This window comes from Variovorax jilinensis (genome assembly GCF_030316885.1).
Classification (GTDB): domain Bacteria; phylum Pseudomonadota; class Gammaproteobacteria; order Burkholderiales; family Burkholderiaceae_C; genus Variovorax; species Variovorax jilinensis.
The window spans coordinates 1-17,635 of record NZ_JASZYQ010000007.1 but is presented as its reverse complement, the minus strand read 5'-3'; the positions used below and the strand labels follow the sequence as shown (position 1 = coordinate 17,635).

Sequence of the window (17,635 nt, the reverse complement as noted above, 5' to 3'; positions counted from 1 at the left end):
AAGAGACGGAAGAACGGAATGGTGAAGCTCGCCATGAAGCGCGTCCGCCTCTGCGCTCTCTTCTACAGCGCTGCGGCCATGGTGGCCCACGCTCAGACCGCCCCAGACTTCGTCGAGCCCCTGACGAAGGCATCGGTGGCCAAGGCCTACTGGAGCGGCAAGGCCCAGTGCTGGGCCGACCTCGCGAAGGCGGAAGCCTCGCAGGGCGATACAAGAAATACCCCGGCGATCGCAGGCGGCAATGCCGCTCGCATCCGCACGGCCCTTAGCGAGGGCGAGGAGCCGACAGCCAGCCTGGAGCGCCCGCTCTTCGGTCAGGAGATCCTGCCGGCCGCGTCCGGTCGCTACGGTCGCCCACAGTGGCGTGCCGACCTCGTGAACGTCGAGTCAGTTCTTGCCCGCTACCGTGAGCGAAACTGCCGCACGCCGAAAGTGGGTTGCCTGGAAGTGGCCCGCCAGTCGGTCTACGAGAATCTGGAGGAGACCCAGGGCGCCCGCTGGAACCATGGCCGTCCCGAGCTGGACCACGCCGTGGCACTCGCGAAGGAAGCCGGCGGTGAATTCGAGGCGGCCTGCACCGCGCAGGATTCTCTCGAGGCCATCCATGTGCCGCAGGCGCCGGGCCTGAATGGCATCGATGTGCCTCAGGCCCCGGCGCTCGAGGTGGTCGAAGTGCCGGCGGACATGCTGTTTCGCTTCGATCAGGCCCGGGCCGAAGGCATGCTCGCGGGCGGCCGCGCGGAGATCGACGCCGTCGCCGGCAGGATTAAGGCGCATGGCGCCACCGCTGGGGCCATCGCGGTCATCGGCCACACAGACCGCCTGGGGCTTCCCGAGCGCAATCAGGCGCTGTCAAAGGAACGCGCAGAGACCGTCGCCAAGCTGCTGCAGCGCGCGGGCGTGACCTTGCCGATCGAGCCCTCTGGCGCGGGAGCCTCGGCTCCGTTGACCGGCGACCGCTGCGAGGCGGTCACGGCGCAGCAGGCCCTGATCGACTGCCTGCAGCCTGATCGGCGCGTGGTCGTTCGGATCCTGCCGCCCGGGCCCTTTACCTCCAGCCGATAGCGCTTGGAGCACCCTGCAGAACTTCTTGGAGACGGGCCGTCGCGTCCTTCTCTCTCGAAGCTCGTCCATTCATTCCTAGAAGACGACTCGGCTCTCCGACGCGCCTTCGAACTCTCAATCAACTTGGGCCACCCCATGAACCACACCGTCGCACCGCGCTCATCGTCGGACGAAGCCACCATCTTTGCCAGAAACCTCAGCCGAGCGGCTTGCATTCTGCTGCCTATCCTGACCCTCTTGCCCGAACTCGCCCACGCCCAAACCAGCGGGGGCGCCATGTTCGGTGGTCTCACCGAAATCCTCAAGTCCATCGTGAATCTGGTGATCTTCGAGTGGGGCTACTACATCGGCATCATCACGCTCGCGGTGCAAGGCTACCGCTGGAAGACCGGTCGCATCGACCTCATGACGCTCGGTGGCTGGGGCTTCGGCATCGCGCTGGTCTTCTTCGCACCCAGCATCGTGGGCGAACTGCGCTCCAAGGCGGGCGGCCAAGTATGAAGCCGCAACTCGACGCATTGGTATCGGCGGGCGAGGTGGGCGCTCCAGCGCCCGCATTGCCGGAGGTCGGTCGGTCCTATCGCGGCCCGATCACCTTCGCCAACGCGACCACGGTCATCCAACGCATGGGCGAAGGCGAGCACGCCAGGGATGTTCGCCACGAGCGCGCAGAACTGCACGGACGCGCCTGCGCACAGCTGGTGAAGGGTGCCAACGTCGAGATCCGCTACCCGAGCCAGCGCCTGGGCTTCGTGAACGAGTGGGACACCCGGGAGCGACAGGCCAGCGTTGCCAAGGGCATCGAGCCTCGAGGCCTGGGCGATTGAGCTGCCTTAGACCGTGACCCACGACACTGATCTCTACGACGAAGGCGAGACCCTGGTCGCCGCCATGACCCGCCCGACCATGATCGGTGGGTTCACGCTCGCCAGCCTTGCGATGAGCCTGTACCTGCCCGGAATGGCCGCCATGGTGACGCGCTCGATCTGGGCCGTGGCCCTGGTTCCCGTCCTGCTGCTGGCCTGTTACCTGGTCTGCCTGAAGGACGTCTATCTCTTCAACATCCTTTCTGCATCGACGCGGCTGAAGCCGTGCGCGAACAAGTCGCTGTGGGGGTGCCGTCGCTATGCGCCTCGCTGACATCCTGAAGCGCAAGTTCGACATGGCGCTGTCCATGCCCACGCCCGAGGGCGCGGCCGTGGACGCCAAGGAGATGGCGCTCAGCGACATGATCCCCTACACCGTCCACTACGACGACGAGACCGTCGTCACAAAGGACGACGGGCTGGTGCAGGTTATCAAGCTGGAGGGCCTCTACTTCGAGTCCCTGAGCGCTGCCCAGATCAAGCAGGCCGAGCGGATTCGCAACACGGTGCTGCGCTCCATCGCCAACAGCGACCGCGGCATCTATGTCCATCTTGTTCGCCGCAAGGTCAACCGCTACCCGGCAGGCGACGGCGGCACCTGGTTCTCACGCACCTTCAACGCAGCCTGGCGCGCGCGCTACGAGAAGCGATCCTTTTTCGTGAACGAGATCTACATTTCAATCGTGCGCAACCGCTTCCGCCAGGGTGCCCCCGGCCTCCTCGATCGCATGTTCTCCGCGGTCTCCGGCATCAAGCTTACCCAGGAAGACCTCGACTCCTTCGAGCAGCAGTCCAAGGACATCAACGAGGCGGCCAACCTGGTCGTCCAGACGCTCAGTTCCTACGGTGCGCGCAAGCTGCGCATCCAGCGCCGTCCAGTGTTCGAGACCCAGACGATCGCGGCCATGGATGCGCGGCGTGCCGTCGATCAGTTCCAGCTCAGTTGGCACGAGTTCGAGTCCCATTTCGGCAAGCAGGATCGGTACGCACGAGCGGAAGTCCTAGACCACCTCGGTGAAGACTTTTCCGAGATCGCCGGCTTCCTGCACTACCTGGTGAATCTGGAAGACGAGCGCGTCCCGATCACCGCGCTGCCGCTAGACCGGTCGCTCGCCGTCTCTGCCATCGACTTCAGAGTCGTGGGGCACACCATGGCCATCGAAAACTTGAGCGGCACGCGCGCCGCCGCCATCCTGAGCATGGCGGAGTGGCCCACGCGCACACCCTCGCGAATGCTGGACGAGTTCCTGAAGCAACCGGTGGAATTCATCATCACGCAATCATTCTTCTTCACTGACCGCATCAGCGCCGAGCACGACATGCGCCAAGAGCGCCGACGCATCAGCGTGAACGACACCGAAGGCGTCGCCGAAGAAGACATGGACGAGATCACCCAGGGCCTGCAGGACCTTGCCCGCGGGCGTTCGGTGAACGGTCTGCATCACCTCACGATGCTGGTCCACGTGGCGGCCGAGACCGCCTCCGACGCTCTCGACAACCGCCGGCTCACGTTGGCCCACCTCGACCACGCCGTGGGCCTGCTCAAGAAGTCCTTCGTCAGCCTGGGCGTCAAGCCCGTGCGCGAGTGGTTCGCCATGGAGACCTTTTACTGGGCGCAGCTGCCCGGGCAGGCTCAGCACTTCATGGGCCGCCGGGGAAAGATCAAGTCCGGCAACTTCGCCGGCTTTGCTTCCTTTCACAACTTCGCGAGCGGCCGCATGGAGGGGAACCTCTGGGGCCCGGCCATCATGGCTTTCGAGACGCAGAGCGGCACGCCCTACTTCTTCAACTTCCACCGCGAGATGGACGGCATGGTGGCGGGCCACATCGCCATCGAGGGCGAAACCGGCTCGGGCAAGACGGCCGTGCTCGCCGCTCTCATCGCCATGGCCGACAAGGCGCGCCCGCGCATCTTCTGGTTCGACAACCTCCAGGGCTCGGCCGTCTTCATGCGCGCCATGGGCGGCCAGCTCACCACGCTGTCGGCCCAGACGCCCACGGGTTGGAACCCGTTCCAACTCCGTGACTCCCCCGAGAACCGCGCCTACCTCGTCGAACTCCTGTCCCTCATGCGCACCTGCTACGGCGGAACGGTGTCGGAGGACGATATCGAGCGCTTCCAGGCTGCCGTCCAGGAGAGCTACCTGCTGCCGCTCGCCGATCGGCGCCTGCGCAACATCGCCTGGTGCTTTGGTCAGGGTGAGCTCGCCCGCGCCATGCGTGTCTGGCACGGCGCGGGCGGCCAGAACGGTGCCAACGCCGGCGCCTTCGACAACGAGCATGACACGATCGATCTCACGCAGTGCCGTCACTACTGTTTCGAGATGCGGCAGCTCATCAAAGGCGGGAATGCACAGCCGGAACTGGCGGTGATCCTGAGCTACCCGTTCCACCGCATCGATCAGGCGATGAACGGCGAGCCTTTCATCGTGGTACTGGACGAAGGGCAGAACCTGGTGCGCCACGAGTTCTGGCGCAAGAAGATCGACAGCTACATCATGCAGATTCGGCGCAAGAACGGCCTGCTGGCCTTCCTGACCCCGGATGCGAAGTTCCTGTACTGCGAGACCGACGCGATCCAGAAGCAGACAGTCACGAGGATCCATTTTCCGAACAGTGCGGCCAACCGTCATGACTTGGTTGAGGTGCTGGGCGAGACGCAAGCCAACTTCGAATGGCTGCGCGACACGCCGACCGAACACCGCAAGTTCTTGATCCGCCGTGGCAGCGAGTCGATCAAGGCGGTTTTCGATCTATCGGACATGCCCGAGTTCATCCCCGTCCTTTCCTCCAACGACAAGGGCGTGGCCCTCATGGAGGAAGTCATCCGTGAGCTGGGCACCGAAGAGCCGGAGGCCTGGGTCCCGGCCTTCATGGCGCGCGCCATGGAAAAGAACACCCACAACCTGAACCGAAAGTGAGCCTGTTCATGAGATTCCCTCGCAGAGTCATTCGCACCACATTAGTCTTGAGCGCCATCGCCATCCTGGCCCACGGCCAGGTGATGGCCCAGCTCGCGGTGGTGGCACCCGTGTCCGACATGCTGGCCACGCTCAATCAGGGCGAGAGCATCGCCAAGTGGGCCGAGCAGCTCGCCGAGATGAAGCGGCAGTACGACCAGATGAAGCAGCAGTACGAAGCCGTCACCGGCAGCTACGGTCGCGGGCAGCTGGGCCTCAACGATTCCATCAACGCCGCGTCTGTCGTCCCCGGCTCCTGGCAGGAAGTGGTCGCACAACAGGCCCAGGGCGCCTACGGCACCAAGCAGGGCCAATACGAGCAGGTCCTGAAGACTATGCCCAGGGAGCTGTTCCAGGACCCGAAGGGTCAAGGGGCGGCGACCTATCAGTTGAGCAGCGACTCGGTACGCGCGGCGATGTCCAGTGGCGATGCGCTCTACGGCCAGGTCCAGACACACCTGAACAACCTCACGCGTCTGGGCCAACAGATCGACAGCACCGCCAACCTCAAGGACGCGCAGGACCTGCAGAACCGCATCGCCGTGGAGAACGGCATGTTGCAGACCGCGATGGCCAAGCTCACCGCGATGAACGTGAACCTGCAGGCCAACATGCTAAACGAGCAAAACCAGGCGACCTCCTCGGTCGAGAGCTACCACCGCCGCTCCTCGAACTGAGCGATTCCAGCTGATGTCTTGAAACTGATTCACACAGACTAGTCCCATGAAAACCCTCTTCATCATCTGCGCGGTCCTGACCGGGCCCTTGTGGATCCCGTTCTGGCTCTTGGCCAAGAGCTGGAAGTTCTTTGCGCTGCTGTTCCTCTTCGGTTGGCTCGCCGGATGCTCAAGCACGTCGAACCGCTTCGATCGCTCTCCGTGCGCCTGCGAGTTCCACCAGTTGGAAAACACGACCACAAAGGAGACCGACCATGTTTAGGTCCTGGATGCTAATTCCCGCCTTGGCGGTGGGGCTCGCTATCGGCGGTGGAACAACCTATATGGTCGTCGGAGTCGAGAAGCCCGCGAACCCATTGCTCAGCGCCACGCTGTACGACTTCAACACGTTCGTCTCAGAGTATTTCTTGCCATGTCAGCAGATTCTGTTCGGGGGTAACGATCCGAAGGGCCAGTACGACCTCTGTGCTAGGCATGCGATCACCCAGGTACGCGACATGACAGGCGTGTACCTAAGTGCCGAAGACCTGCGCGATGCCAGAGTCAAGGCACGTTGGATCGCCGTCACCGGGGAAAAATAGCGGTGGCCGACATCACGATCCAGGGAATGATCGGCGCCTCCGATGGCGTCGCACAGACCTTTCTGAGCACCACCTACCCGGCGCTCGCCTCCGCCGTCGCGACCCCCGTTCACCTCGCCGCAGTACTCTACTGGGCTCTCTTCGGCTACAAAATCTATGCAGGCCACTCACCCCTGCAGTGGAAGGATTTCCTGGCCAGGGCCTTCATGACGATGGCCGTCTTTGGCACGCTCAACTGGGGCGGATTCGCGCAGGACATTTACCGCATTTTCTTCTCTTTCGCGGACTCGGCGGCCTCCACCATCATGGCTGGCCAGCCGACCGGGCAGATGCTCGATGCGCTCTGGGTCAATGCAGATACCGTATCGGGGACCTTGCGCAACGCGAAGTTGACCGAAATCACCTTGATCTTTGACGGCTTGGTGCTGTTCGTCGTGAACTGCCTGCTGTTCGTCATCGCGCTGGCCTACATGACGCTTGCCAAGTGGGGCATGGCCATCACGATGGTGTTGCTCCCTCTGTTTGCAGGCTTCGCGCTCTTTGAGCAAACCCGGCACTTCGCGACCAACTGGATCAACGTGATGTTGAATTGTTGCTTCGTCTACATCCTCGTTGTCGCGATCGTTCGCTTCGGCTTCATCGCTTTTGGCGATGCGATAGAGGAAGCAGGCAAGGCCGCCGCCTCGAGCATCTCCCTGCCCTCGATGCCTCAGGCCCCTGGGCTCACCGAGGCGGCCAGCTACTTCGGATCAAACAGCCTGCGCACGCGTCAAACCAGTCAACTGGTCTTGATCGAGGGCGTGTTGATACTGTTCATGCTCTGCGTGCGCGGCTGGGCTTCGGCTCTGGCCGGCGGTGCCTCGGGCTCGACCGGCACGCTCATCATGATCGCGCGCACCGCCATGAGCGCCGGGACAGGCGGAGCGGCTAGGGCGGCGAGAGCTTCCAGTGCAGCCAGGGGCGGCGTGAAGAAATGACCTTCGGCTCGAAAACGTTCAAGACCGACCCCACCACCCAGGCCATCCAGCTAGGCGGCAGCAACAGGCTCAAGCAGGAGCGCAACCGCGCCTACTTGGCAATCGGCTTGCTGATGCTGTGCGTGGCGAGCCTCGCCTTCGCGCTCACCGTGTTTGCCAAGCGCCACACCTTCATCCCGATCATCACGGTACAGGGCCCGGACGGGAACACGGTCAAGCAGACCGTGGTCACCCCGGAGACCATCGCGGGCGAGGAGAGCTTCGTGCAAAGCCAGGTCTATGCCTTTGTCATGGCCTGCAACACGTTCGACCCGGCCTGGCGGCAGCGCAACGCGGACATGTGCCGGCTGCATTCAACCCCGCAGGTCGCAAGCCAATACGACGCGGAGACCTCAGCAGAGAACGCGGCCAATCCGTACTACCAAGTCGCCACGGGTGGGCGCAAGTACCCCCGCATCACCGGCATCACCTCCGTGGGCGACAAGGCCTACCAGGTGGCTTTCCAGCTCATCACCGAGAAGGCCGGCACCGAGAGCAAGACCGAGTACTTCACCGCGCTCGTTCGCTACACCTTCACCTACAAGCCGCTGGCCTTGGGCGACCGCTGGGAGAACCCCTTGGGCTTCGCCGCCACCGCGTACCGCAAGGACCAGGAATTCAGTCGTCAGTGAGCGCCTCATGAAGAACTACCAAATCTGCCTTGTCACCGCGGCTCTGCTCACGGTCAGCATGGCCCCGGCGCAGGCCGCCAAATCACCCAACGCGCTCGTGACCGACGCCCGCGTCAAGCAGGTGGCGTTCGATCCGAACCAGGTCTACGAGATCGTGGGCACCTATGGCTACCAGACCGCCATCGAGTTCGGGGACGACGAGGCGGTCAAGGTCGTGACGCTGGGCGACTCCATCGCCTGGCAGACCGTGCCGTACCAGAACCGACTTTTCATCAAGCCGGTGGAGGCCAACGCATCCACGAACCTCACCGTCATCACCGACAAGCGGACCTACTACTTCAAGCTCACGAGCGCGAAGGGATCGGTAGGGCAGACGTTCCTCGTGCGCTTCGTATATCCGTCAAGGACGATGCAGTTCGCGCCGAACGGGGGTGGTGCGGAAGGTGGTGGCGGCAGCCGTGGCGCCGAAGCGCCCGGCACGATCCGTTTCGGCGGCGGCAACACCGGCCGCAAAAACGTGAACTACAGCACCTCGGGCGACAGAGCCGCGATCCCGCTCACCCGCGCCTTCGACGATGGTCAATTCACCTACTTCCAGTTCGATCCCGATGGCGAGATCCCCGCGATCTACACCGTGGGGCCGGACGGCACCGAGTCGATCGTGAACACGCGCCGGGAAGGCGCCTACCTGGTTGCTGAGCGGATCGCGCGCCAGTTCACGCTTCGAAATGGAAACTGGCATCTGTGCGTTCGCAACGACGGCATGCGCACCTCGGGAGGCGAATGACATGACGCAGCCTGAGCTAGCGCCACGTTCCCTGCGCGATGCGGAGATCGACGCCGCAACCGGAGAGATCCGCGCCTCGCTGGTGGCCGACGATCGCAAGAGGAAGGCAGGCGGCATCGCCTTCGCGGCCGTGGCGCTGGCGGCAATCGGCGCAGTCTGGTTCATCAAGCAAGGCGACGGCACCGATGCCCGTGCGAACACCGAGCACACAGTGGCCGAGCGCAAGCCCGTGCCGAAGCTCAATGCGCCGGAGGCCGCCACGGTGCAGCCCGTGGGCGCTGCCAAAGAGACCCCTGCCCCCACGCCCGCCACCGTGGCGCAGGAAGACGACGCCTTGCGCGCCCAGCGCGAGCAAATGGAGCTGCAGCGCCGCGAGCAGGAGCGCCGCATGCTCGAGGCCCGCATGAAGTCGTCGATCATCCCCCCGAACACAGGAGCGCAGCCCTCGCACACGGTCGAGGCCCGCGAGCAGCTTGACGGCGAGAAGCAGCACATGGTGGCCGACGCGCGGGCCCCGCAGGATGCCAACTCCCGCTTCGCCCGAGCCGTATCCGGCAACGGCGTCGCCGTAAGCCGAGCGAACCGGCTGGTCGACCTGGAGTACAAGGTGCTCCAGGGCAAGCTGATCGAAGCCGTCCTCGAGCCGCGGGCGATCTCGGATCTTCCCGGCATGATCTGCGCCAACGTGCAGCGCGACGTCTATGGCGCCCAGGGCCGCGTGAAGCTCATCCCGTGGGGCTCGCGCGTGTGCGGCACCTACAACGCGGAGCTGCGCAAAGGCCAAGACCGGCTTTTCGTGGTCTGGAACACGCTGCGCCGGCCTGACGGCGTGCAGGTAGCAATCGACAGCAGCGGCGCCGACCAGCTCGGCACGGCGGGCATGGGCGGCCGGGTCGATACGCACTTCGCGGAGATCTTCGGAATCTCGGCCATGTTGTCGATCATCGGCGCCGGTGCCTCCACCATGGGGGTGGGGTCGATGGACCAACAGAACTCGGCCTCCTACTACCGCCAGTCGGTAACGCAGGCCGCCGCGCAGACCTCTCAGCAGGTCCTCCAGCCCTACGCCAACATGCCGCCCACCATCACGGTGCCAGCGGGATCTCGCGTGCGCATCTACGTGAACAAGGACCTGGACTTCACGGCCGTGGAGAAGACCGCATCGCTCGAGGCGGCCGAGGCACGCGGCGACGGCGTGCTGTTCATCCAGTAGGGCGAAAAGGAACCGCAAGAACCATGTCGATCGCATCTTTTCGGGCCAAGCTCGCGCCCCTCACCCGGTACCTTGACGATCCGAACGTCACCGAGGTGCAGGTCAACAAGCCCTTCGAGGCATGGCTGCGCAAGAAGGACTCCTACTATTCGGAGCGCGTAGATGTGCCGGGCCTGACTTTCGCCTCCCTGCTCTCGCTCGCCGAGGTCACCGCCTCGTTCAAGAGCCTGGAGGCGGACCGCTCGAGCCCGATCCTGTCCGCGGAACTTCCTGTGGACCTGAGCGACGGCGTGGCTGACTTCGAGCGAGGCAGCTACCGCACCGAAATGATCCTGCCGCCCGTGGCACCTGAGGGAACTGTCGCCCTCACCATCCGCAAGCAGGCGCTCGTGAAGATGACCCTCCCCCTCTACGAAGCGCAGGGCGCCTTCCGGTTCGTGAACCAGCCTGTCGACGACGAGGATCTGTCGGATGAGGACTTAGCCAAGCTCGTCAACGCAGGTCGCTGGCAGGAATTCCTGCAGGGGGCCGTGCGTGCGCACAAGACCATCGCCATCTCTGCAGGCACCTACTGCGGCAAGACGACCTGCCTGAACGCGATGCTGCAGCTAGTTCCGCTGCACGAGCGCCTCGCGCTGATCGAGGACTCGAGAGAGGTCGAGCCGCCTCACCTCAATTGCGTGCGCTTGTCCTATGCACGCGACCAAGCGGCGGACCAGACTGCCGTGACGCCTACCTCCTTGCTGCGCTCATGCATGCGCCTCACACCGGACCGCATCATCATGGGTGAGATCCGCGGACCCGAAGCGGTCGAGTTCCTGAACATGCTCAACACGGGCCACAAGGGCTCGCTCACCACGATCCACGCGGACTCTCCCGGCGAGATGTTCGATCGCTTCGGCGAGCTCATGGACGGCCACACCTCGCTCACGCGCGACCAAGTGATCGAACGCGTGAAGCGTCGCGTCGACGTCGTCGTGCAGTGGAAATACACGGAGCGCCACGGACGGTACATCTCGGAGATTCTGTATGCGGGCGCGTGAGCTGCTTTTGGTGGTCACCGCGCTCGGACAGGGTGTGCAAGGCGTCCTTGCTGCCCCCGCACCTTCGACGGCCGAGCCGCTCACGTTCGAAAAGCTTGCGGCCGAGTGCGCGCCCGACATCCATCCGACCACACTCAAGGGCGTCGTCACCACGGAATCGTCCTGGAACCCCTATGCGATCGGCGTCGTGGGTGGGCGCCTGGATCGGCAGCCGCGCAGCCACGCCGAGGCGGTCGCAGCCGCGCGCGAGCTCGAGCGCAAGGGCTTCAACTTCTCGATGGGGCTCGGGCAGGTGAATCGGCACAACCTGGCCAAGTACGGCGAGACCTACGAAACAATCTTCGAGCCGTGCCGAAACCTGAAGGCGGGTGGCGCGATACTTAAGGACTGCTACCACCGCGCGAAGGCCAAGCTGGGCGACGAGCAGGAGGCCCTGCGAGCCGCCTTCAGCTGTTATTACTCCGGAAACTTCACGCGCGGCTTCAAGCCCGACAGCCCGGGCCAGCCCAGCTACGTGCAGAAGGTGATCGCCAACGCGGTTGACGTCGCGCCAACGAGCCCGATCGTGCCCGCGGTGAAGCTGCAGGCTGTAGACGGTGCCGTGTCCGTGCGGTCGACCGCGCCGCTGCAACCCAAGGCCACGGCCGCCTCATCGGCGTCGGCACCTATGCCCGCGCAATGGGTGGTTTTCGCGGAAGCACCGGGCGCACCTGCTACGGCTCAGCTAGTCACGCCTCGCGCTACTTCCACTGCTTCCACTACTCCCTCAACTTCCGCACTTCCCGCTACGACCGCGACGCCACCCCGCGCAGGCGTGGCGGTAACGCGGGACGCCGCCCCCTTTGTCCAGTTCGTGAACTGATCGTGATAACGAAATTCTCTTTGCGTCGCCATCTTGCCATCGCCACCTTCGCTGGCTTCTGGTCATGCGTTGCACCATCGACCAACGCCCGGGGCCTTCCCCCCGCGGGACCAGCTGCGCAGGCCCGAAGCAACCCGCCGATCGAGGTAGCCTTTTCGCCTGAAGCGGGTGCCGAGGCCTTGGTGATCAAGGTCATTCGCTCGGCCCACTCGTCTGTGCGCCTTGCGGCCTATTCCTTCACATCGCCGACGGTCGTCCGTGCGCTCGTCGATGCGAAACAGCGCGGCGTCGATGTGGCGGTCCTGGTGGACCATAAAAGCAACGTCCAGGAAACCCGCTCCAGCGCCTCACGCGCTGCGCTCAACCTGCTCGTCAACGCCGGCATCCCGACGCGGACCGTGAGCGCCTATGCGATCCATCACGACAAATTCATCGTTGCCGACGGCCTGCATGTGGAGACCGGCAGCTTCAACTTCACGGCATCAGCCGCGAAGCGCAACAGCGAGAACGTGCTTGTGGCCTGGAACAACCCGGCATTGGCCAAGCAGTACCTCGCTCATTGGCAAAGCCGATGGGCGCTGGCTATCGAGTACCGATCAAGCTACTAGCCCTCGACAGACGCCATGCCTGACACCCATCGCCATCCCGCGCGGATCATCTGCGGTCTGTTTCATCGCTCTTTGTCGTGATCCTGAATCACCGGGGACACCCCCTGCCTGTCGCCTCCCCTTTCCTCCCGTTCGGTGTCGTCCATGGCAGCGTCACGGGCACGACGCGGGCGGATTTCGCGTTGCGCATGGCGGCCAGGCGCAAATGCCTTGTTTTGCAAAGTCGACGTCATCGCCATCCTCCCCTCGCACACCTCTCGGCACAGCGTGGTGCCGTCACGCTGGAGGCACGCTGATGCAGAAGCACGAGGTCGAGAACGCGACCCTCCTCTTCGGCCTCAGCCTTCCTATCGCGGGTTGGCTGGCCGGCACCTATTTGGCTGATGTACCGCTCGCGCCCTTCCCGCAAGCCCTGAGCGCCGCGCTGAAGATCACCTCACATCACCCTTTGATCATGGGCGGGGTCTTGACCGGCTTGGCCGCGGCCGCTGGCCTCGCCTGGATAGTCCATGAGTACGGCGACGATAAGTTTCGCGGCACGCCCTACCTCCGCTGGCTGCGGGGTTCGCGCATCGCCAACTGGCACACCGTCAAGGGCAAGGTCGAGGCCGCCAATCGGATGGAGAACCGTCGCCTGCGCAAGAAGCATGCGAGCGGTGATGGTCCCTGGAAGAACGTCGCGCCAATCATGATCGGGGCGATGCCGATGCCCCTGCATCTGGAGAATCGAAACACCATGATCTGCGCCTCCGTCGGCTCGGGCAAGTCGGTCGCTATCGAGCGCATGATCGCCTCGGCCATCATGCGGCGCGACAAGATGGCCGTCGTCGACCCAAACGGCACCTTCTATTCGAAGTTCGGCTTCGCGGGCGACGTGATCCTCAATCCGTTCGACGAACGATCCGCGGGCTGGAGCATCTTTAACGAGGTCCAGGGCGGGCACGACTACATGCGCCTGGCCAAGAGCGTGATACCACCGCAGATCGATCCCAGCGACGAGCAATGGTGCGCCTACACCCGCGACGTGCTGGCCGACACCATGCGCAAGCTCGACAAGGCCGGCCAGCGCGACAACAACACACTCGTAGACATGCTGGTAAACGCCGACACGGAGGTACTTCGGGAGTTCCTATCGGACACCGATTCGCGAGGGTACTTCCGCGATAACGCCGAAAAAGCCATCGCGTCGGTCCAGTTCATGATGAACAAGTATGTCCGGCCCCTCCGTTTTATGGGCAAGGGCGCCTTCTCGATTCATCAGTGGGTGATGGACCCGGAAGCCGGGAACCTCTTCATCACCTGGCGCGAAGACATGCGGGCCTCTCAACGCCCGCTGGTAGCAGCCTGGATCGACACGATCTGCGCCACCGTGCTGAGCAACGAACCGATGAAGGAGACGCGACTGTGGCTCTTCCTGGATGAGCTCGATTCGCTCGGGCGGCTGGAATCCTTCGTGCCCGCGGCGACCAAGGGGCGGAAGCACGGCCTTCGCATCGTGGGCTCGATCCAGGACTGGGCTCAGCTCGACGAGACCTACGGCAAGGACGCCGCCAAGATCTTGCTGGCATGCTTTCGGAACTACCTCATTTTCGGTGCTGCGAACGCCTACAACGCCCACCGAGCGAGCGAGATTCTGGGCCAGCAACACGTGGAGCGCGTCCAGGTGACCACCAGCTCAGGCGGCAGCGGGGGGGCGAAGCCGAAACGTGGTGGGAAGCCCACCCGAACCTGTCGTCATGGATGCGGAGATCTCCAATCTTGAGGACCTACACGGCTATGTGATGTTTGCGGAGGCGTTCCCGATCGCGAAGATTCATGTGCCCTACTTCTCATGGCCGCATCGCAACGAGGCACTGGTCACAAAGGACCCCTCGGGCCTGAACCATACCCGCGGCTCCGCCTGACATGCTGGGCATCACCCTGATCAAAGGGAGCAATCAGTACGCTGCGGCGCACTACTTTGCATCGGGCGACGACTACTACGCCAAGGAGCACGCCGGCGAATGGCAAGGCGAAGGCGCCCGGATCCTCGGCCTGACCGGTCCTGTGGAACAGAAGCAGCTCTCGCGCCTCTTCAATGGGCAGCTTCCGAATGGCGAGCGCATCCAGCTGACGTTCGACCGGACCACTAACGAGAAGCGCATGGCCTTGGACCTCACCTTCTCCGCGCCGAAGTCGGTGTCCATGCAGGCATTGATCGCCGGCGACAAGGCTGTGACCGAGGCGCACGATCGGGCGGTCACCAAGGCGATGCGCGAGGTGGAGCGCCTGGCGGTGGCCCGCAGGAAGGTCAAGGGCAAGAGCTATCACGAACGCACCAGCAAGCTGGTGATCGGCAAGTTTCGCCACGAGCTGAGCCGCGCGAAAGACCCGCAACTGCATACCCACGCGGTCATCCTCAACATGACGCAGCGCTCGGATGGTGCCTGGCGATCTTTGTCCAACGAAGACATCTTCAAGGTCAAGCGAGAGATCGATGCGGTCTACCAGACGCAGCTCGCGCACGAACTGACCCAGCTCGGCTATGCGATCCGTGTCGTGGACGACAAGGGAAACTTCGAGCTCGACCACATCACGCGCGAGCAGATCGAAGCGTTTTCGGCTCGCGCGCGGGCGATCGAGGAAGCGCTGGACCAGAAGGGCATGACCCGTGGCTCGGCCAGTACGCTGGAAAAGCAGGTCATTGCGATGATCACCCGTCCACGGAAGGACGAATCGGATCGGGTAGTCGTTAAGCGGTATTGGATCGAGAAGAGCAGCGAACTCGGCATCGACTTCGGGCCCAGATCACGGCTTGACGCGTACACGGTCGATGCAGTACGGGCCGAACGACGCGGTGGCCCCAAGCGTGACCTTGCGACTTCGAGCTCCGAGCGCGCTCCAGATAGTCTGGCGGAGACCACCCCCGCCCTGCCAGGCAGCGTCACTCCGGCACAGGCAGTCGTCCAGTACGCGATAAAGCACCTCACGGAACGTGAGGCGGTTGCGTCGGAGAGCGATTTGATGGGGACAGCGCTTCGGCGAGCGGTCGGACTGGCGGGTCCGGACGATGTTCGTGCCGAGATTGCCCGCTTGGTGAAATCAGGCGCGTTGATCGAATCGACCCCCATCTATCGGACCACAGAGCCGGGCAGGACGACAGCCTTGTCGCAGGCGGGCTGGAGGACATTCGTGCACGAGCACAAGGGATGGTCCCCCGCACAGGCGCGTGAACACGTCAGCCTCGCGATCAAGCGTGGCTCTCTGGTTCCCGTGGAAAGGCGCTACACGACCCTCGAAGCGCTCAAGGAGGAAAAGATCATCCTTGCCATCGAACGAGCGGGCCGCCGTCAGGTGATTGCCTTCGTGCAGCCTCCAGCGGTAGGTCCTTCGATCGATGCCTACGAACGCGAGGCAAGTCAGCAATCGGGCAAGGCCATCAAGCTGACGGTGGGCCAGCGCGCCGCAGTAGAGGCCATCGTCGCCACGAACAACCGCTTCGTCGGAATCCAGGGCGATGCTGGCACCGGCAAGACCACTTCCGTCAAGGCGGCCGTCGAGCTCATTCGGCAGGCCTCAGAGCTGAATGCAGGTGACGGAACCGGTACGAGCACAGCCGCATATCGAACCATCGCGCTGGCGCCCTATGGGCCGCAGGTGAAGGCGCTCAAGCTCGATGGTCTGGACGCGCGTACCGTCGCCAGCTTCTTGAAGATGAAGGACAAACCTATCGACGGCAACACGCTCGTTGTCCTGGACGAGGCGGGGGTGATCGGATCCCGGCAGCTTGCTCACCTTATGCGGATCGTCGAGAAAGCGGGTGCGCGCATGGTCTTGATTGGCGACACGAAGCAAACCGAGGCCATCGAACGCGGCAAACCCTTCGCGCAGCTCCAGGAGGCAGGCATGCTGACCACACGCATCAGCGAGATCCTGCGTCAACTGAATCCAACGCTGAAGACTGCGGTCGAACTCACGGCTGACGGTCAGGCGTCGAAGTCGCTTCGGCACATCAAGGACGTCTTGGAATTGGAGGAGCCTGCCGTCAGACACGAAGCCATCGCAAGCGATTTCTGCGCACTGACATTCGAGCAGCGAGCCAAGACGCTGGTCGTCACGGGAACGAACCAGGCGCGCCGCCAAGTCACAGCGATGGTGCGCGAGAAGCTCGAGCTCGCCGGCAAGGGTCGCAAAGTGGAGATCCTGACCCGCGTCGACACCACGAAAGCTCAGCGGCGCTTCGCCCCCAGCTACTCGCGCGGCATGGCGATCCAGCCCGATTCAGATTACCCAAGGGTGGGGCTCGCTCGCGGAGAAATCTACCGTGTTGATGACGTACTTCAGGGCAATGAGTTGGTCCTGAGGCGCAGCGACGGCACCACCACAACCATCAACCCGCGCAAGGTGACGAAGCTCAGCGTATACGAACTGGAGCACGCTGAGATATCGGTCGGGGACACGCTGCGGGTTACCCGCAACGATCCGGCGCGTGACCTGACGAGCAGCGACCGGCTGCGCGTTGCCGACGTGATCGGTCCGCTGATTCGACTCGAATCCGTCGAGCAGAAGGACGGTCGGCCGCTGCGGACGCTCGACATCGTTGCCGACAAGCCGTTACACCTGGACCATGCCTACTGCGCGACGGTGCACAGCGCACAGGGGCTCACGAGCGACCGGGCGCTGATGTCGATCGACACGAAGAGCCGCACCACGTCGATGAATCTCTACTATGTTGCCATCAGCCGCGCTAGGCATGAGGCACGCGTGTATACAAACTCGGTGAAGGAACTTCCGGAAGCGATTTCGAAGGTTTATCAGAAGACGACGGCGCTCGGGATCCAGCGCGAGCGCGACATCAAACCGATCGGCCCGGCGCTAAAGCCATCGATCTCTGGCGGGCACGAGTTGCCGCTTCGGCAGCGCGAGGGGGCGACCGGTGGAATTGAGTTCAGTCCGGGTTGATCGAGTTCCCACGTAGCGCGCTGAGTGGTATGGGCTCCACAGGAAGACCTTCAGGGTCCGTTCGGCCCTGACGCGTTCCGGAATCGCGCCGAAGGGCATGGCCGTTTCAGGGTTCTCACAGCTTCAACTCAACGCGATCGCGAGACAATTGAACGAGAGGCCGCGCAAGACGCTCCGCTTCCAGACACCCGCTGAGATTCAGCGAATGTGTTGCATCGACCGGTTGAATCCACAAGCGCTGACTTTCGCTCGGCTACGTCCGAAGTCTCAGTTCGGCCATTGGCGGAAGTACGCGAAGGTCGGCTTTGGGCCGCTTTACTTCCCGCCGACACCAAGGCCACGGGCGACCGCGAAAGACTTCATAGCCTGGGAAGCGGCCGGAAT

The 17,635-nt window shown here is 63.6% G+C and carries 18 protein-coding genes and 1 pseudogene; all 19 read left to right on the top strand.

Annotated elements, in window-relative coordinates; translation table 11 throughout:
- Positions 1–18 precede the first annotated feature (18 nt).
- The gene (locus tag QTH87_RS21580; protein ID WP_286612119.1) at positions 19–1,065 is read left to right on the top strand and encodes an OmpA family protein; all 1,047 of its coding nucleotides are present in this window, start codon (positions 19–21) and stop codon (positions 1,063–1,065) included.
- A 135-nt stretch (positions 1,066–1,200) separates the two neighbouring features.
- Positions 1,201–1,566, top strand: a complete 366-nt coding sequence (locus QTH87_RS21575; protein ID WP_286612118.1) for a TrbC/VirB2 family protein — start codon at positions 1,201–1,203, stop codon at positions 1,564–1,566.
- Entirely contained in the window at positions 1,563–1,892 is a 330-nt protein-coding gene (locus QTH87_RS21570; protein ID WP_286612117.1) for a KfrB domain-containing protein, read from the top strand. Before QTH87_RS21575 ends, QTH87_RS21570 begins: the two co-directional genes overlap by 4 nt.
- Before the next feature lie 13 nt (positions 1,893–1,905).
- Positions 1,906–2,205: a VirB3 family type IV secretion system protein gene (locus QTH87_RS21565; RefSeq protein WP_286612116.1), complete on the top strand. Its 300-nt coding sequence runs from the start codon at positions 1,906–1,908 to the stop codon at positions 2,203–2,205.
- 58 nt (positions 2,206–2,263) lie between these two features.
- On the top strand, positions 2,264–4,852 hold the full coding sequence (locus QTH87_RS21560; protein ID WP_286612115.1) for a VirB4 family type IV secretion/conjugal transfer ATPase: 2,589 nt from the start codon (positions 2,264–2,266) through the stop codon (positions 4,850–4,852).
- A gap of 47 nt (positions 4,853–4,899) precedes the next feature.
- Positions 4,900–5,568, top strand: coding sequence for a TrbJ/VirB5 family protein (locus QTH87_RS21555; protein ID WP_286612114.1), 669 nt, complete (start codon positions 4,900–4,902; stop codon positions 5,566–5,568).
- Positions 5,569–5,614: 46 nt separating this feature from the next.
- Positions 5,615–5,830: a hypothetical protein gene (locus QTH87_RS21550; protein WP_286612113.1), complete on the top strand. Its 216-nt coding sequence runs from the start codon at positions 5,615–5,617 to the stop codon at positions 5,828–5,830.
- Positions 5,823–6,149 (top strand): hypothetical protein, encoded by a 327-nt coding sequence (locus QTH87_RS21545; RefSeq protein ID WP_286612112.1) that lies wholly within the window; start codon positions 5,823–5,825, stop codon positions 6,147–6,149. The genes QTH87_RS21550 and QTH87_RS21545 overlap by 8 nt, the downstream gene beginning before the upstream one ends.
- A 2-nt stretch (positions 6,150–6,151) precedes the next feature.
- Positions 6,152–7,126: a TrbL/VirB6 family protein gene (locus QTH87_RS21540; protein WP_286612111.1), complete on the top strand. Its 975-nt coding sequence runs from the start codon at positions 6,152–6,154 to the stop codon at positions 7,124–7,126.
- Positions 7,123–7,797: a VirB8 family type IV secretion system protein gene (locus QTH87_RS21535; RefSeq protein WP_286612110.1), complete on the top strand. Its 675-nt coding sequence runs from the start codon at positions 7,123–7,125 to the stop codon at positions 7,795–7,797. The genes QTH87_RS21540 and QTH87_RS21535 overlap by 4 nt, the downstream gene beginning before the upstream one ends.
- 58 nt (positions 7,798–7,855) lie before the next feature.
- Positions 7,856–8,584: a TrbG/VirB9 family P-type conjugative transfer protein gene (locus QTH87_RS21530; protein WP_286612109.1), complete on the top strand. Its 729-nt coding sequence runs from the start codon at positions 7,856–7,858 to the stop codon at positions 8,582–8,584.
- A 1-nt stretch (position 8,585) separates the two neighbouring features.
- Positions 8,586–9,797 carry a TrbI/VirB10 family protein gene (locus tag QTH87_RS21525; protein ID WP_286612108.1) on the top strand — a complete coding sequence of 404 codons (1,212 nt, stop codon included), beginning with the start codon at positions 8,586–8,588 and terminating at the stop codon, positions 9,795–9,797.
- Positions 9,798–9,820: 23 nt separating this feature from the next.
- Positions 9,821–10,840, top strand: coding sequence for a P-type DNA transfer ATPase VirB11 (virB11, locus tag QTH87_RS21520; protein WP_286612107.1), 1,020 nt, complete (start codon positions 9,821–9,823; stop codon positions 10,838–10,840).
- A complete protein-coding gene (locus QTH87_RS21515; protein ID WP_286612106.1) occupies positions 10,827–11,702 on the top strand; it encodes a lytic transglycosylase domain-containing protein in 876 nt (291 codons plus the stop codon). The genes virB11 and QTH87_RS21515 overlap by 14 nt, the downstream gene beginning before the upstream one ends.
- A gap of 38 nt (positions 11,703–11,740) precedes the next feature.
- A complete protein-coding gene (locus QTH87_RS21510) occupies positions 11,741–12,310 on the top strand; it encodes a phospholipase D family nuclease (RefSeq protein WP_444812829.1) in 570 nt (189 codons plus the stop codon).
- Positions 12,311–12,605: 295 nt separating this feature from the next.
- The gene (locus tag QTH87_RS21505) at positions 12,606–14,072 is read left to right on the top strand and encodes a type IV secretion system DNA-binding domain-containing protein (RefSeq protein WP_286612104.1); all 1,467 of its coding nucleotides are present in this window, start codon (positions 12,606–12,608) and stop codon (positions 14,070–14,072) included.
- Positions 14,047–14,214 (top strand): hypothetical protein, encoded by a 168-nt coding sequence (locus QTH87_RS21500; protein ID WP_286612103.1) that lies wholly within the window; start codon positions 14,047–14,049, stop codon positions 14,212–14,214. Before QTH87_RS21505 ends, QTH87_RS21500 begins: the two co-directional genes overlap by 26 nt.
- Before the next feature lies 1 nt (position 14,215).
- Positions 14,216–17,251: a MobF family relaxase gene (gene mobF, locus QTH87_RS21495; protein WP_286612102.1), complete on the top strand. Its 3,036-nt coding sequence runs from the start codon at positions 14,216–14,218 to the stop codon at positions 17,249–17,251.
- Between the two features lie 88 nt (positions 17,252–17,339).
- A pseudogene (locus QTH87_RS21490) lies at positions 17,340–17,478 on the top strand (IS30 family transposase); the annotation flags it as partial.
- Positions 17,479–17,635: the final 157 nt, after the last annotated feature.

Coding starts and splice junctions, on each gene's coding strand:
- virB11 (WP_286612107.1), top strand. CDS start 9,821: ATGTCGATCGCATCTTTTCGGGCCAAGCTCGCGCCCCTCACCCGGTAC.
- mobF (WP_286612102.1), top strand. CDS start 14,216: ATGCTGGGCATCACCCTGATCAAAGGGAGCAATCAGTACGCTGCGGCG.
- QTH87_RS21545 (WP_286612112.1), top strand. CDS start 5,823: ATGTTTAGGTCCTGGATGCTAATTCCCGCCTTGGCGGTGGGGCTCGCT.
- QTH87_RS21505 (WP_286612104.1), top strand. CDS start 12,606: ATGCAGAAGCACGAGGTCGAGAACGCGACCCTCCTCTTCGGCCTCAGC.
- QTH87_RS21535 (WP_286612110.1), top strand. CDS start 7,123: ATGACCTTCGGCTCGAAAACGTTCAAGACCGACCCCACCACCCAGGCC.
- QTH87_RS21515 (WP_286612106.1), top strand. CDS start 10,827: ATGCGGGCGCGTGAGCTGCTTTTGGTGGTCACCGCGCTCGGACAGGGT.
- QTH87_RS21575 (WP_286612118.1), top strand. CDS start 1,201: ATGAACCACACCGTCGCACCGCGCTCATCGTCGGACGAAGCCACCATC.
- QTH87_RS21570 (WP_286612117.1), top strand. CDS start 1,563: ATGAAGCCGCAACTCGACGCATTGGTATCGGCGGGCGAGGTGGGCGCT.
- QTH87_RS21500 (WP_286612103.1), top strand. CDS start 14,047: ATGGATGCGGAGATCTCCAATCTTGAGGACCTACACGGCTATGTGATG.
- QTH87_RS21550 (WP_286612113.1), top strand. CDS start 5,615: ATGAAAACCCTCTTCATCATCTGCGCGGTCCTGACCGGGCCCTTGTGG.
- QTH87_RS21530 (WP_286612109.1), top strand. CDS start 7,856: ATGGCCCCGGCGCAGGCCGCCAAATCACCCAACGCGCTCGTGACCGAC.
- QTH87_RS21580 (WP_286612119.1), top strand. CDS start 19: ATGGTGAAGCTCGCCATGAAGCGCGTCCGCCTCTGCGCTCTCTTCTAC.
- QTH87_RS21525 (WP_286612108.1), top strand. CDS start 8,586: ATGACGCAGCCTGAGCTAGCGCCACGTTCCCTGCGCGATGCGGAGATC.